This is a genomic window from Paenibacillus gansuensis, assembly GCF_042684925.1.
GTDB classification, from domain to species: Bacteria; Bacillota; Bacilli; order Paenibacillales; family DY6; genus Paenibacillus_N; species Paenibacillus_N gansuensis.
The window spans coordinates 37442-52321 of sequence record NZ_JBHUME010000011.1; the positions used below are offsets into that span (position 1 = coordinate 37442).

Here is a 14880-nt window from a genome sequence, read left to right on the forward strand (position 1 = left end):
ACTTTAGTCTTATTTTTTAACACTGGACTAGTCATCAACTTTTATAATAATTCCCTGTCATCACGAGTACTCAATCACAAAGCAAAATATTGTATCCGAGATCCCCGTAATAATCTACCCGCCTCTGAAACTTAAGTAACTCATCAAAATCATGCTCCATACTATGCATATCTACAATAAATTCTTTATCAGTAGCACAAAGATTATACTCATTATAGTGCTGCACGATTTCATCTAATATTACATCACCGTCTTGTTCTGCTAGAATACAATAAAAATCATGTATCATACGCCATCTAGGTTCCATTATGTAATCCCCTATCTAAGATGTAGTTTATTTCCTTCATTATATCATTCTTAGAAAAGCTCACTGAGATGTAGTAAAAGGAAAAAATACATACTAACATTCCAAGAAAAAAGAGCTTGGTCACCCAACAGGATGCCAAACTCTTATTATTTGCCTTAGGTTCTTCACACTATAACTACCTCATCCTCCGCACATAAACAATCTGCGAAGCCTCCGGCTCCAGCTCGAAGCTCAAGCCCTCTTCCATTAAAGCAAGGCCGGTGGCTTTGCCGTATTCGCCGCCGTCCTCGTACATCAGCTCGTAGACGGACGTCTCGTTCAGGCCCTGCAGACGGAAGGTCCGCCGCTCGTCGTCGCCTCCGTCCAGTCGGAAGATAAACAGCACCGCCTCATTACGCTCCTTCATCACGTAGAAGTAGGCATTCCACTGCTCGCCTGTTCCATCGCGGAGCGTAGGCCCTGTCAGACGGTGCATATCCCCCTCGCCTACAAACTTCCGCAGCATGCTTTTGTACAGGCCGATATGGTAGCCCAGCCGCCGCTGGGCCCAATCCGGCAGCTCGGGCAGCCGGTAGGAGCAAGCGAAGCTGTTCAGCATGTTCGCTCGGATCATGTAGTCGAATTTGTGCAGCGGCATGTCGGGCTTGATCGGATCTTTGTCCACGTTGCTGTCATAATGAACAATGGTCTGAGACCATGTGAAATGATAACAAGCCGAAGGATGCAGCATCATCGAAGCTCCCCAGAACAACTGCAGGTGATGCCGGGTAAAATCCGGATCGCTCAGGAAGGCCCCGTGCGTATGCTTGGCCAATCCCAAGTCAATGCGGAGCCCGCCGGACGAACAATTTTCCAGATATACTTCTGGATACAACTCCCGAATCCGGGTCAGCACCTGATAATACCCCATATAATGCTCATACAGCCCGTCCCCGTCGCCATGGCCGTGGTCCGTGCGATTGCAGCCGCATTTTGGATCCAGGTTGAAGTCCAGCTTCAGCCAGTCCGCCTTGTAATCCACGATCAAATGCTGCAGTGTCTCAAACGCCCACTGCCTTGCTTCCGGGTTGCCGAAGCATACGTAGCCCAGCTGCTCTCCGTCGCGCAGCGCGGCATACTCCGGATGCAGCGCCGCCAAATCGGCCTTCACACCCAACGCCTCAATCTCGCACCAGATCCCGAACTTCATCCCTTTGGAGTGCACGTACTCGGACAAGTCGGCAATGCCGGACGGGAAGCGGATCGTGTTGATTTTATGCCAGTCGCCGCGTTTCAGGTACCAGTCTACATTTTCGCTCCAGCCCAGGTGGTCGTTGCATTCCGGATTCGGCTCCCCGAACCAGCCTGCATCCAGCGTACAAATTTCCAGCCCAAGTTCAGCGGCGGCATCTACATTCGATTTAAAAACATCCTCGTTAATCGCCGAATCCTCATAGGGCCACCAATGGTTCCAAGCGGCAGGGACCGCCTCCGTAATCGCATTGGACGGGTACCAGAACTGTTTCCCCCAACGTCCGAACTCAATGGAAATTTCATTCAGGCCGCCTTCCGCCATCTCTGCGTACAGTATATGCACACTTTCCATCCGGCCGCCCGGCTGCAGCACTTTGAAAAACTCCCAATCATGCAGCCCGCCGCTCAACCGGTACAAGCTCCCCGCCTCAGGCTCCAAACGCAAAATCCAGTTCCCCGACCAAGCCACCGAGCAGGCAAATACGCCACCCTCTGCGCCGCGCAGCGTAAGCCACGGATGCATCAGACGAGAAGATCTCCCCGCCGTGCAATCCAACACCTTCGTCCCTTCCAGCGGGCAGGTCACCGGGATAAATTCCGTTCCATTGGCATGATTCATGAAATAATCCAGCGTATAAGCACCCGGCGCCAAAGTCCCCTGCACCGTATCGATCCGCGTCAACTTCAACTCGCCTTCGGACCCGTTCACAATCTCAAGCCACTGCTCCACTACAGCGGATCCCGGATAATGTACCGTATACCTTTCTACCCGGATTTGCCGGACTCCTGCGGCGAACACGGTCTTAATCTCCAAAGCCCCGTCCGGCCGCGTAACCGCCCTTTCCTCCACCCTCTGCAGCCCTTCCGCTTCGCTGTATCTCCGGTCATTCGCCACCACGGCAAATCCGTTCATCTGATGCACATAACCAGCTCCTTCGCCCATGTTCATCCTTTTTATATCCAACATCCTGCTATCTTTCAGGCACCTACTCTTTCACCGAACCCAAGGTAATCCCCGTCACGAAATACCGCTGCAACAACGGATAGATTACCAGAATCGGCAGCATGCTCACTAAAATCTTCGCCGCGTTCACCGTTTTATCCGAAAGCTTCGCCATCCGCTCGATTTCATCCACCGTCATATTGGTCGTAGGCTGAGCCGACTGGACGATAATCTGATTGAGGTATGTTTGCAGCGGCACTTTCTCAGGAGAGTTCAGGAACACCATCCCGTCAAAAAACGCATTCCAATGCCCGACAAAGCTGAACAGTGTCACCGTAGCGAGCGAAGGCAGCGACAGCGGCAGATAAATTTTCCACAGCAATTGCCACGGCCCCGCCCCGTCGATCACGCCCGCTTCGTCCATCTCTTTCGGCAGGTTTTTGAAAAAGTTCATCAGCACGATCACGTTAAACACAGGCACCGCCGACGGCAGCACCAACGCCCACATCGTATCGAGCATATGCAGCTCTTTGATCGTTAAATATAACGGAATCAGCCCGCCGCTGAACATCATCGTAAACACCAGTACCCACATGTACACATTCCGGGACCGGAATTCCGAAGAGGAGCGCGACAGCGCATAAGCCGTCAAAATCGTAACCGCAAACTGAATCCCCACGCCCAATACGACCCGCTGAACCGACACCCAGAACGCCCGGAAAAAGGCCCCGTCCTTGATGACCGCTTCATAAGATGCCGTAGAAAAATGCACCGGAAACATCGTCACCAGCCCGCCGGCCACCGCCGACTTGTCGCTGAACGAAATGGCCAGGATGTGGATTAACGGAAACAAGGTGCTCAGACCGCACAAAACCAGAACCGCAACAATGAAGTAGTCAAACAACCGCTCGGAAGCGCTATAGTTTGTAACCATGTCCAACACCCCTCCCTAAAAAATCCGATAGTTCGCAAACTTCGAAGCCAAAAAGTATGATACCGTGATCAAAATAAAGCTAACGCCCGACTTCAACAGCCCAACTGCCGTTGCCAGCTCGTATTGGAACTCTTTTAACCCAGCCCGGTAGACGTAAGTGTCGATAATATCGCCGGATTCGTACACCATCGGGTTGTACAAATTCAGAATCTGCTCAAAGCCCGCATTGAGTACGTTCTGCAAATCCAGTGTCAGCAGAAGAATAATCGTTGTCATGATCGCAGGCAGGGTCACGTTCGTAAGCCGTTGCATCCGGGTCGCCCCGTCGATCGCAGCCGCTTCATACAAGCTCGGATTGATGCCCGTAAGCGCCGCGAGATAAATAATGGCCGAGAAACCGAATTCCTGCCATACATGCGAACCTACCAGAATTCCCGGAAACAGGTTGTTGCTTCCCAAAAAGAAAATCCGGTCCAGGCCCAAGCCTGCCAGCGTATTATTCACAATCCCGTCGAGCGACAGCACATTGATCACAATACCCCCGAGCAGAACCCAGGAAATAAAATGCGGCAGATAGACAATGGTTTGGATACTCTTTTTGAAAAACACATTCTTCATCTCATTCAGCATCAAGGCGAATACCAGTGCGATCACTTGTGTAAAAAGAATCTTCAATACGGCAATCGACAGCGTATTGACGAACACCTGCTTAATTTCCGGAATCTCGAACATGTATTGAAAGTTCTCCAGCCCGATGAACTCCGAACCCCAGATGCCCTTGCCGGGGTTGAAGTCCTGAAAGGCGATCATCAGCCCGAACAGCGGGTAGATGCTGAAAATCCCCAGCAGTACGATGGCCGGAAGCATCATGATGTGGTAGTTGATGGATACTGCTTTTTTCATTGCGATCCCCCGATTCCTAAGGTGGTGATGGAAAAGGGAAAGCGCGGCACTTTCGCGCAGCGCTTCCCGCTTTTGGTTATGGAGTGTGCATAATGTTCCTATTTCATAGACTCGTTAATTTCTTCGGTAATCTGGTCGCCGCCCATCTTCTTCCACTGGGTCACAAATTCATCGAAGTATTCAATAGGCTTTTCGCCGGTAATGATTTTGATCATCGCATCGATTTCGAGTTTATCCAGGTTGGTCATGCGGCGTTCCATCGTTTTGGTGGAACCGTAGAACTCGCTGTAGATTGGCTGGATATCGTTCTCGATGATCGGCTTCACACCGACGATCCGCGAGAACGGCTCCGCGAAGCTGTCCGGATTCTTCTTCAACCAGTCGATGCCTTTGGCCCATAGCTCGCCCATCTTCTTGTAGTTCTCAGCGGTAGCTGCGGCTACTTCAGGAAGCGGCTCGCCTTTGGATGCAGCCAGGATGCCCTTGCTGTCCAGAATGACGGAGTCCGCTCTCCACAGAGGAATTGGCACCGGCTGTGCATGGAAGTTCGGCAGCGGCAGTCCGGCATACGGGTCTCCGCCTGCTTTGGATGGATCGTCCAACGTCACTTGGTATTCGTAGTTGATGATTTTGACCAGTGCTTCCGGATGCTTAAAGCCTTTCTTCACGACCGCGATAGAGCCGATCGGCGTCTCTTGCTTTGCTGTCGCTTTGCCGTCGATGTCCTTCAGGGCGTAAGCCTGCCAGTCGGCGGACGGATCGGTTTTTATCGCGTCATTCAACGGGCTCCAGCCGGACCACCACGGTCCGAAGAAGGCTCCTGCTTTACCCGAAACGACCTGCTCGGTAGCCTGCTCCACTTTCAGGATGGCGAACTCGCGCGGAATCAGCCCTTGGGAATACAGGTCGCGCAGCTTAGCCAGAGCGTCTTTGGTCTGCGGTTGGATGGATCCGTATTGGATCGTGCCGTCCTCGCCTTTCACCCAGTTGCGCACATATGATTTCTGATAGTCAAAATAAGGATCCAACCCGTACATAGCCGCGGTAGCTCCCGTAAAGCCTTGGGCTGTGGCTAGTCCGGCGGTGTCTTTTTTGCCGTTGCCGTCCGGATCTTTTTCCACGAAGGCCTTCAGGATCGGGGTCAGCTCGTCAACCGTTGTCGGCGGCTTCAGGCCTAACTTATCAAGCCAGTCTTTGCGAAGCCAGATCAGCGGATCGGAGTTATGCGTCGTGCCCATGGAAGGTATGCCGTACAGCTTGCCGTCGATGGTAGCCAGTTCGAGGGCTTTTCCTTCGTCGGTCTGCAGCACTTCTTTCAGCGCTGGGCTCGCGTACTCGTTGTACACATCGGTTAGGTCCTCCACCATGTCCGATTTCACCATTTGCAGGTATTGCGTATAGTTGACCAAAATAATATCGGTAATGTCGTTGCTGGCGATCATCAAGTTTGTTTTTTCCGTGCCTGCCGCGCCTTTTACGACAACCGGGAATTTCGCTTCAATATTCAGCTTTTCAGACAAAGCTTTGGTGTACCGGTTGCTGAGCACCGTTTCGCCATCAGGCAGGTCGAGCGCTTTCGGCCCCCCGTCCGGCTCATTCATGAAAATGCTGACCTCCGTTTTCTCAGCCAGCGGACCGAACGGGTCTTTGGCTTCCTGCGCTCCGTTGTTTGCATTCTGGTTAGCGGGTTGATTGGCCCCGTTCGAACTGTTTCCCGAAGCAGCATTGTCATTGCTATTGGAACCTGAGCATGCCGACGTTACAAGGAGCGTCATAGCGATCATCGCCGCTGCGGAGATTTTATACATTTGTCTCTTATTCAATGGAATACCGCCCTTCTGTCTGGTTCGTATTTTGTAAGCGCTTCATGTTTGTATTACCATGATACTCCTCTCAGGAAGCGCTTTCTATGCACATTGATGCTCAGTAAGGTGGAATCCTGTGCACAGGGAGATGACAGGATTCACACTTGGAGGCTAGGTAGCTGCCAACACAAAGAGCCCTAAGCAGATCCGTGTCCGCCCAAGGCTCACCATTAGATTATTTTACTCCCCGCTTCATCTGCGGTGTCCCCTTGCGGTACTCGTTCGGCAGAATGCCGGTATAGTCCCGGAACACACGGCTGAAGTAGCGGTAGTCCTTGAAGCCGCAGCGCTCGGCGACGCGCATCATGGGTTCGTCGGTTTGCAGCAGCAGGCGCTTGGCGCGTTCCAAGCGAAGCAGCTTTACGTATTCACCGTAGGACTGGCCGGTGACTTTCTTGAAGCATTTGCTGAAGTAGCCGCGGCTCATGTTGGCGATTTTGGCAATGTCCGATTCGCTGATCTCCAGATCCGGCTGGGCCTTCAGCGCCTCAATCGCCCGGAAAATGCATTCGGCGATCGGCTTCGATGCGTTCTGGTGAATCTTCTGCGTAATCTGAGCCCGCAGGCCTTCCAGCCACCCAATAGCGTCCCGCCAGAACAATACATCCTCCAGGCCTGATACCAAACGCTGCAAATCCGGCAGCTTCAGCAGGCTGTCCCAATCCAGCGCGATCTGGTACAGCAGGCTTTTCAAAGCAGCCTCCTCTAGATCGGTTTCCCGGGTCGTACGCAGCAAACGCTGAAACGCTTCCTCCTCGTGGACCCAGACCGCATCCCGCCAAAGCTGCACCGTACCGGTCTCCGGCTGCGGTGCGGAGTCTTTTGACAGTTCCAGAAGAAGCTCCGCAAAGGAAAGCCGACCCGATGACCCCGCATCCTCCTCGTAAAATAACCGGCCCGAACGGAAGCGGCGGATGGCGGCCCACTCGCTCTCCCCCATCTCTTCCGGAAGATCGGTGAGATGGACTATAACCCAACCGTCCCCGGTCTGCCTGAACGCGGCCTCCGTAAGCAGCGCTTCTGCCTCCGCAGCCGTCGTCACCAGCACCCAGGCTGCCAGGCCGAGCTCCTTCTGCTCCGCTCCGCGCTCTGCAGCTACAGTGCTGCCAACGAGCTCCGCGGGATGGACACCGCGCTTTCGGGCACATAGAAGCAGCGCACTTTGCTGAACGGATTCCACAGTTTTCTCGGCACCCAACGCTGCTGCCTCCGCCTCTTCCCCCTCGCCGCGCAGTTTCTCCGCAATCCGCACCAGCGTCTCCTCAACGGTGTCGTCCTCCAGCTCCGTTTTGACAATATAATCAAGCACGCCAAGCCGCATCGCTTCCTGGATATATTTAAAGTTATCATGGCATGTAAGAATGACTACCGGCATATCGCCGTACAACGACCGGACCCGCTTGATCAATTCCAGGCCCGACATCCCCGGCATGGCCAAATCCGTGACCAGCAGGTCCACCTGTTCCCGCTCCAACACCGCCAACGCCTTATCCCCATTGGCTGCCTCACCCGCTATTCTAAAACCGTGCCGCTCCCATGGAAACGTCGTAATGATTCCCTGCCGGACCAATTTCTCATCGTCAACTACCAGTACTTTTCTCATAGCCCAGTTCCCCCCTGTTGTCAGGAATTTCGAAGCTGTAGACGGTGCCTTCTCCCTTGCGGCTGTGCATATGAAGTTTGCAGGATTCGCCGTAATGGACTTCCAGCATTTTGTTCACGTAGTTGAGACCGATGCCCAAGCCCACTTCATGATCCCGTTCCTTCGTCCCCTCCAACAGCTCCGCCATCTTGTTCTCCGACAACCCTCTGCCGTTATCGCGCACAGACACCTGCACCGTACCTTCCAAAGTTGAGAGCACACTCACCTCGATCGTACCTTCCCCTTCTTCCAATCCGTGATAAATCGCGTTCTCCACCAGCGGCTGCAAAATAAACCGGGGAATCGCCACCCCCTCCGCCCGCTCGTCAATCCGGTACTGTACCTCAAACTGATAATCGTTGCGGACGAGCTGTATGGCTACATAATCCCGCAAAGCCGACACTTCCTGTTCTACGGTGACAATGGAGCCCTCTTTCCCCAAATTGTACCTCAACACACGGGTCAGCTGCGTAACCAGCTGCACGATCGGCTTTTGCCCCTCGGCCCGCGCCATCCATTGAACGGTATTTAACGTGTTGTACAAAAAATGCGGGTTGATCTGCGACAGCAGCTTATCGACTTCGAGCTGGCGCTTGTCGAACTCTTTTTGCTGAACCTCCGCCAACAGCTCCTGGATATTCTGTTTCATCGACTGAAACTGCTTCAGCACCCCGTCAAACTCCACGATATTCGTCCGCTCCGGCGTCGAGTCAAAATTGCTTGACGAGATCATCCCGATCTCTTTACGGAACAGCCGGATCGGCTTATACACCGCCCGCCACACCAGATAGCCCGCCAACAGGCTCACGAGCATCAGCACCACGCCCAACACCGCCATACGAAGCGCCCAGCTGCGGATTTCCTGGTTAAACACGCTTTTGTTGAACGTGCCCAACAGCTCCCAGCCATAGCGGCTTTTGCTCCCAAACACATAAGCATCATCCAGCTTCGGGCGCCCCCCCTCGTACACTGCACCCACTTTAAAATCCGCCGGCCGATCGCTGTACACAATGCCGCCCTGGTTGTTCACCAGCACATACCCGATGTCCATGCCGAGCTGATTCTGCTTCAATGTGTTCGTAAGCGCATTCAAATTCGTCTCCAAATACAGTTTCAAATTGAATTCACCATATAAGTCAACGGGCCGGATCAGCGACAGCACCATACTTTCCCCGCCGTCCACAAACGTTTTGTGAGGCCCGTAGAACGTGTACAGCGTTTTGTCCGTCAACACCGGCAAACGGTCCCCTCGTGAAGAAAACCCCTTATCTACCTTGTTATTGGAAAAAAGCGGCTGCTCCGTCACAGCATTATAATAGAAATGCAGCCCCGCATTCGGATTCGTGAAGTCGATCAGGTTCAGGTAGCTGGTGATGTTGTCGTAGTGCGTTCTTTTGGATGAAAAGCTGTCGGTCGACATAAAATTGAACAAATCATTGGACACCACCCCGCCGTAGCTCAGCTGCTGCGATACGGAGATGAGATTGTCCATATTCGCATCCATCTCTTTGGTAACTTGATCGAGGGTGATCTGGATGCCTTTTTCTATTTTGTTATATAAAATCGAGTACATCGTATAGTAAGAAGCGGAACTGACCAGCGCGAAGGTGATGAACGAACTCAGCAAAAAGGCGGCCGTCATCCGGCTTCGCAGCGAATATACGAGCTTGTTCCGGTAGAGCGCCTGTTTGACCTGCTGCATCCAAGCCATCTTCATCGTGTATGCCCCCTTAACCGTTAACGCGGTTAATTAAATTAAACCATAGATAAGCGGTTCTGGACAAAAGAAAAATCCCGCCAAGCGCATGAGCATCAGCTCTGCATATTGGCGGGATGTTATAACGTTACTTTTTCAAATGATAAGGCACTGTAGTCACAATGAGATTCCGGCTGTACAGCAACCGCGCCCGGATGAACAGGCTCGACTGGTTATGGAGGATGTTGTGCCAGCCTTTTTTGGGAATGAACTGCGGTATGATGACGGTCACCTGGTAGTTGGACTCCGCTGCCTTGCGCTGCACCGTATCGATAAATTTCGTCAACGGCTGAATGACGCTCCGGTAAGGCGAATGCAGCGTAACCAGGCGCACATCCGGCTGCCAGCTTTCCCATTTACGCTCGAACGCTTCCTCTTCCTCCCGCTCAAACGGCACGTACACTGCAATAATCTGATGGGGCTTGAGCGACTTGGCGTAATCCAGGGAATGCTCGACCACATGGGTGATCCCCGAGACCGGCACAATAATAACGTTCCCCTCAATCGGCACAATCGGCTCACATGTAGTCAGCCGCAGCTGATCTCCGACCGACTCGTAATGCTTGAGGATCCGGTGGAACAGGAAGACGATCGCAGGCAGGAACACCAGCACGGGCCACACTTGCGAAAATTTGGTCAAAAAGAACATCATCGACACGACAAAACTGATGACCGCACCGATGGTGTTAATAATAAACTTTGGGATCCAGCCTGCCGGTTTTTCCCGCAGCCATTTGATCATCATCCCGCTTTGGGACAGGGTAAATGGAATAAATACGCCTACAGCGTACAGCGGAATGAGCTGCTCTGTTTTTCCTTTAAACACAATAATCAGCAGGATCGAAAAGAGGCCCAGAATAATAATCCCGTTCGAGTACCCCAGCCGGTCGCCCCGGGCTGTGAACATGCGCGGAATGAACTTGTCTTTGGCCAAATTCACCGCCAGCAGCGGGAACGCCGAATACCCTGTATTCGCGGCCAAAATCAAAATCAGCGCCGTAGTGCCTTGGATGAAGAAATACATGAAGTTCCTTCCGAACGTATGCTCCGCAATCTGCGAAACTACGGTAACTTCTTCCTTCGGAACTACCCCGTACTGATAGGCCAGAAATACGATACCGGTAAACAGTACAGCTAACAGCGTGCCCATCGCCATCAGAGTTTTGGACGCATTGTTAGGAGCCGGGTCCTTAAAGTTAGGAATCGCATTCGAGATTGCCTCGACGCCAGTTAACGCCGAGCTCCCCGAAGCAAAAGCCCTCAGCAGCAGAAACAGGCTAATCCCTGCAATAGGCGTCCCGACCGGCGTGTGCAGCTCCGGCGGAACGTCCCCGTTCAACACCCGGAACACCCCTACACCAATCATGATAAATAGCGCAAGAACGAACAGGTACACCGGATAAGCCAAAATAGAAGCCGATTCAGTGACTCCTCTTAAATTTAAAGTGGTAATGAACAGGACAAACAAGATCGCGATCGGCACGGTATATTCGTGAAGGGTCGGAAACGCCGACGTAATCGCATCCGTACCTGCCGATACGCTTACCGCTACCGTAAGGATATAGTCCACCAGCAGCGAGCCGCCGGCAATTAAGCCCGGGTATATGCCTAAATTCTCTTTGGAAACGACATATGCCCCTCCCCCGTGAGGATAAGCGAAAATAATCTGCCTGTAGGACAATATAAGTGCCAACAATAATACCAACACACCTGCTGCAATCGGGATCGAATACCAGAACGCAGCTGCACTGACGGTAACTAGTACAAGTAAGATCTGCTCCGGACCGTAAGCTACGGAAGACAGCGCATCCGAGGACAGGATAGCCAGCGCTTTCGTCTTGTTCAGCTTCTGCTCCCCGAGTTCGTTCGATTTTAGAGGGCGCCCGATGAGAAATCTTTTAATAGAGGATAACAAAACAATCACCGCCAAATTTTGATTAACTATAGAATACCCTGCTTTTGGAAATATAAAACGGGCACTTACCGATACTTATCATACTGCTGCCCTAACCCAATGTAAAACGCGCAGATGCCCCTAGAATGCAAGCAAACAAACGAAAAAACTCCCTTCCCCCCCATGCACATCATGCCATGAAGGAAAGAAAGGAAGTTTCGCCAATGTAACCGTTTTTTTAGTCTTCCGAGTCCACGTTGTGGTACACCCGCTGCACATCGTCCAGGCTTTCCAGCGCGTCGATCAGCTTGTCGAACTGCACTTGCGCATCCGGTGCCAATTCTACATAGTTTTGCGGAAGCATGGTCAGCTCTGCTACCGTAAATTCGGTAATGCCCGCCTGGCGGAACGCCTGCTGCACAGCATGGAACTCGTCCGGCTCGGCGTACACGATCACGGCGTCCTCCTCTTCAAGGATATCGCGCACCTCAATGTCCGCTTCCATCAGGAGTTCCAGTGTTTCTTCGGCTGTTTTGCCTGTGATACCAAAAACAGCCGTCTTGTCGAACATATAGTTCACGGAACCGCTCACGCCCAGGTTCCCGCCGTTCTTGGTGAAGGCGGAACGCACATCGGAAGCCGTACGGTTCACGTTATTCGTCAGCGCATCCACGATCACCATCGAGCCGTTCGGGCCAAAGCCCTCATACTGCAGTTCGGAGTAGTTCTCTTCCCCGCCGCCCTTGGCCTTCTCGATCGCACGGTCGATAATCGCTTTAGGTACGTTATAAGTTTTCGCACGCTCTAAAACGAACTTCAGCGCCTGGTTCGATTCCGGATCCGGCTCGCCCCGTCTTGCGGCTACATAAATTTCAACGCCGAACTTGGCATAAATTCTGCTCGTGTTCGCGTCCTTCGACGCCTTTTTTTCCTTAATATTGTTCCACTTGCGGCCCATAGGTTCTCACTCGCTTTTTATATAAATTTGGACATGTTCCAACTAAACACCTTGTACCATTATAGCGGGAAACCGTTGGGTAGTAAATTCTAGGATTGGGACAAAAGTGTTTGAAGCCGCCGGGTCAACAGCTCCGGAATACGGTACATGGTGCTGGTTTCCGCCTTGTTGACGAGGGACCACTGGTTTTGTCAGGGCGAAGCCATAGGTAATAGGAAACTTTTTGGACATGGAACAGCCCCCTTTTCCGCTTTATGATTCTGACGGAAGGAAGAGGGCCAAGGTTTCTGCCTACTAATGAATGTTCTGCGGTCCGGCGGACGCATCCGGAATATATGGCTCCACATGGACATGGATATACATCACGTTATGCTCTTGCTTCATCTGCCGCTCAATTTCGTCGCTGATTTCATGGCCGCGGATCAGCGATAGTTCCGGATCGACCTGAACGATGACGTCCACCAGCACATGGTTGCCATGCACCCTGCCGCGGATATCTTTGATAGCGCGGACACCTTCGGTATTTTTGACGGTAGTTCGGAGTTCGCTCAATTGGGCGATGTCAAATCCGTCCGTCAACGCATGCGTTGTGTCCTTGAAAATTTCCCACGCTGTCTTCAGGATGATGCAGCCGACCAGCAGCGCGGCCAACGGGTCCAGCCACCACAGTCCGAGGGAAGCGCCCGCAATACCCACAGCAGCCCCTATACTCACCAGAGCATCAGACTTGTTATCCTGAGCGGCCGCATTCAGCGCCTGATTGTTGATTTGGGCGGCAAGTCTGCGGTTGTAGAAATACACCAGGAACATGGCCCCCGCAGACAACAGCGCAACCCATACGCCGAAAAACTCAGGTTCCTCCCGGGTCGTGTCAAAAAATGATCGCACCGCCGTAATCAACACCTGAAGTCCGACGGTAGCCATAATAAAGGAAGCGACCATCGCAGCAATCGTCTCGGCCCGGAAATGTCCGTAAGGGTGGTCTTTGTCGGGCGGTTTTTGGGAGATTTTCAGGCCAATCAGCACTGCTACCGAAGCCACTATATCCGTCATGTTGTTGACTCCGTCCGCGATCAGAGCCTCGGATTTTCCGAAGTATCCGCTGATGACCTTGAACAGGGAAAGAACAATGTAGGCGCCGATGCTGATCCATGCGCCCCGTTCCCCTTTTTTGATATCGCTGTACATTTCCAATTTTCCGCACCTCCGTAAGCACTTGAACAATTCTTAGCCATGGTATCAAACGCGAACCGTGTGGGTCTAGAGAAACAATGTTAGTTCCGGGTAGGTTTGTGGCGCTTGGGAAACAGGTTGACCGCCGTCCAACTTTCGTTACAACGATGGTTCCCCTTGAACTGGCCCTTGAAAACCATTACAATGAGGGCATCCGCATATAGTAAGGAAGGTGTTACTTATGACCGAGAATCAAAACCCGGAAGGACAAACAGGCGAACCGAAGAAAGTTTCTCTTCAGGAAGCCATTAAGCGCAAGCTGGAGCAGAAGAAAGCGGCGCAGAACCAGCCCAAAGGCGGTTTCGACCCGAACTCCGGTTCCAAGAAGCTGACAAGCCAGAATACGAAAAAGCCGAACAACCAGCGCCGCCGCACCGGCGGAAGCTAGGGCTGACGCTATCGGCGGTTGCCAAGGCGGAAGCCACGGGCGGAGGCCAAGGCGGAAGCCACGGGCGGAGGCCAAGGCGGAAGCCACGGGCGGAGGCCAAGGGCGGAAGCTAAGGCGAATTGAAGAAGGAAGGGATTAACTATCATAGTTATCCCTTCCTTTTGTGTTTTTATGCTTGGTTGTAGAGCTGGCGGAGTGGAAAGACAGGTACCCAGTGCAGATTATGCAGCAGCTGTGTTGCCGGATGGGCCGCGGACGGCAATATCTTGTACTTTATACAACATTTCGGACCCGGGATGCCTGCGAGCGGCAAGAATTGTACTTTGTACAACATTTGGGACCCGGGATGCATGCGAGCGGCAACGTGTTGTACTTTGTACAACATTTCGGATCCGGGAAGGCCTGCGAGCGGCAAGAGTTGTACTTTGTACAACATTTGGGACCCGAGAGGGCCTGCGAGCGGCAAGAGTTGTACTTTGTACAACATTTGGGACCCGAGAGGGCCTGCGAGCGGCAAGAGTTGTACTTTGTACAACTTTCGGGGCCGAAATGGCCTTTGAAAGGCAATGTGTTGTACTTTCTACAACATTTGGGAGCCATGGAGTCCCTCAGAGCGGCAGAATGTTGTACAAAGTGCAATATTTGAAGTAAACACACCTTTTTCAGCGGTCAAATGTTGTACAAAGTACAATATTTCAGCCAGGGTATGTGGCAGTTTCGAGTAACTTCTACTTTTCCAGTCTTGGTATGCGATAGTTGTCGAGTAACTTCTACTTCTAGTCAGGGTATGTGGCAGTTTTCGGGTAACCTCCGCCTTTTCAGCA

The 14880-nt window shown here is 52.4% G+C and carries 11 protein-coding genes; 1 reads left to right on the forward strand and 10 read right to left on the reverse strand.

Annotation, left to right across the window (positions count from 1 at the left end; all coding sequences use genetic code 11):
• Positions 1-70: 70 nt before the first annotated feature.
• The 10 genes from ACFSUF_RS17530 to ACFSUF_RS17575 form a co-directional block, all read right to left on the reverse strand.
• Positions 71-307, reverse strand: coding sequence for a hypothetical protein (locus ACFSUF_RS17530; protein ID WP_377604835.1), 237 nt, complete (start codon positions 305-307; stop codon positions 71-73).
• 175 nt (positions 308-482) lie between these two features.
• Positions 483-2483: an alpha-galactosidase gene (locus tag ACFSUF_RS17535; RefSeq protein WP_377604838.1), complete on the reverse strand. Its 2001-nt coding sequence runs from the start codon at positions 2481-2483 to the stop codon at positions 483-485.
• 43 nt (positions 2484-2526) lie between these two features.
• Positions 2527-3417: a carbohydrate ABC transporter permease gene (locus ACFSUF_RS17540; RefSeq protein ID WP_377604840.1), complete on the reverse strand. Its 891-nt coding sequence runs from the start codon at positions 3415-3417 to the stop codon at positions 2527-2529.
• A gap of 15 nt (positions 3418-3432) precedes the next feature.
• A complete protein-coding gene (locus tag ACFSUF_RS17545; RefSeq protein ID WP_377604842.1) occupies positions 3433-4320 on the reverse strand; it encodes an ABC transporter permease in 888 nt (295 codons plus the stop codon).
• Positions 4321-4418: 98 nt separating this feature from the next.
• On the reverse strand, positions 4419-6143 hold the full coding sequence (locus tag ACFSUF_RS17550) for an extracellular solute-binding protein (protein ID WP_377604845.1): 1725 nt from the start codon (positions 6141-6143) through the stop codon (positions 4419-4421).
• Between the two features lie 217 nt (positions 6144-6360).
• The gene (locus tag ACFSUF_RS17555; protein WP_377604847.1) at positions 6361-7788 is read right to left on the reverse strand and encodes a response regulator transcription factor; all 1428 of its coding nucleotides are present in this window, start codon (positions 7786-7788) and stop codon (positions 6361-6363) included.
• The gene (locus tag ACFSUF_RS17560; RefSeq protein WP_377604849.1) at positions 7766-9544 is read right to left on the reverse strand and encodes a cache domain-containing sensor histidine kinase; all 1779 of its coding nucleotides are present in this window, start codon (positions 9542-9544) and stop codon (positions 7766-7768) included. Before ACFSUF_RS17560 ends, ACFSUF_RS17555 begins: the two co-directional genes overlap by 23 nt.
• A gap of 127 nt (positions 9545-9671) precedes the next feature.
• Positions 9672-11498 carry an APC family permease gene (locus tag ACFSUF_RS17565; RefSeq protein WP_377604851.1) on the reverse strand — a complete coding sequence of 609 codons (1827 nt, stop codon included), beginning with the start codon at positions 11496-11498 and terminating at the stop codon, positions 9672-9674.
• A 217-nt stretch (positions 11499-11715) separates the two neighbouring features.
• Positions 11716-12435 carry a YebC/PmpR family DNA-binding transcriptional regulator gene (locus ACFSUF_RS17570; protein WP_377604854.1) on the reverse strand — a complete coding sequence of 240 codons (720 nt, stop codon included), beginning with the start codon at positions 12433-12435 and terminating at the stop codon, positions 11716-11718.
• A 294-nt stretch (positions 12436-12729) separates the two neighbouring features.
• On the reverse strand, positions 12730-13623 hold the full coding sequence (locus ACFSUF_RS17575; RefSeq protein ID WP_377605286.1) for a cation diffusion facilitator family transporter: 894 nt from the start codon (positions 13621-13623) through the stop codon (positions 12730-12732).
• Between the two features lie 226 nt (positions 13624-13849).
• Between ACFSUF_RS17575 and ACFSUF_RS17580 the strand changes: the two genes are divergently transcribed.
• The gene (locus tag ACFSUF_RS17580) at positions 13850-14056 is read left to right on the forward strand and encodes a hypothetical protein (protein ID WP_377604856.1); all 207 of its coding nucleotides are present in this window, start codon (positions 13850-13852) and stop codon (positions 14054-14056) included.
• Positions 14057-14880 lie beyond the last annotated feature (824 nt).

Coding starts and splice junctions, on each gene's coding strand:
- ACFSUF_RS17560 (WP_377604849.1), bottom strand. CDS start 9,544: ATGAAGATGGCTTGGATGCAGCAGGTCAAACAGGCGCTCTACCGGAAC.
- ACFSUF_RS17580 (WP_377604856.1), top strand. CDS start 13,850: ATGACCGAGAATCAAAACCCGGAAGGACAAACAGGCGAACCGAAGAAA.
- ACFSUF_RS17570 (WP_377604854.1), bottom strand. CDS start 12,435: ATGGGCCGCAAGTGGAACAATATTAAGGAAAAAAAGGCGTCGAAGGAC.
- ACFSUF_RS17540 (WP_377604840.1), bottom strand. CDS start 3,417: ATGGTTACAAACTATAGCGCTTCCGAGCGGTTGTTTGACTACTTCATT.
- ACFSUF_RS17535 (WP_377604838.1), bottom strand. CDS start 2,483: ATGGGCGAAGGAGCTGGTTATGTGCATCAGATGAACGGATTTGCCGTG.
- ACFSUF_RS17575 (WP_377605286.1), bottom strand. CDS start 13,623: ATGTACAGCGATATCAAAAAAGGGGAACGGGGCGCATGGATCAGCATC.
- ACFSUF_RS17555 (WP_377604847.1), bottom strand. CDS start 7,788: ATGAGAAAAGTACTGGTAGTTGACGATGAGAAATTGGTCCGGCAGGGA.
- ACFSUF_RS17530 (WP_377604835.1), bottom strand. CDS start 307: ATGGAACCTAGATGGCGTATGATACATGATTTTTATTGTATTCTAGCA.
- ACFSUF_RS17545 (WP_377604842.1), bottom strand. CDS start 4,320: ATGAAAAAAGCAGTATCCATCAACTACCACATCATGATGCTTCCGGCC.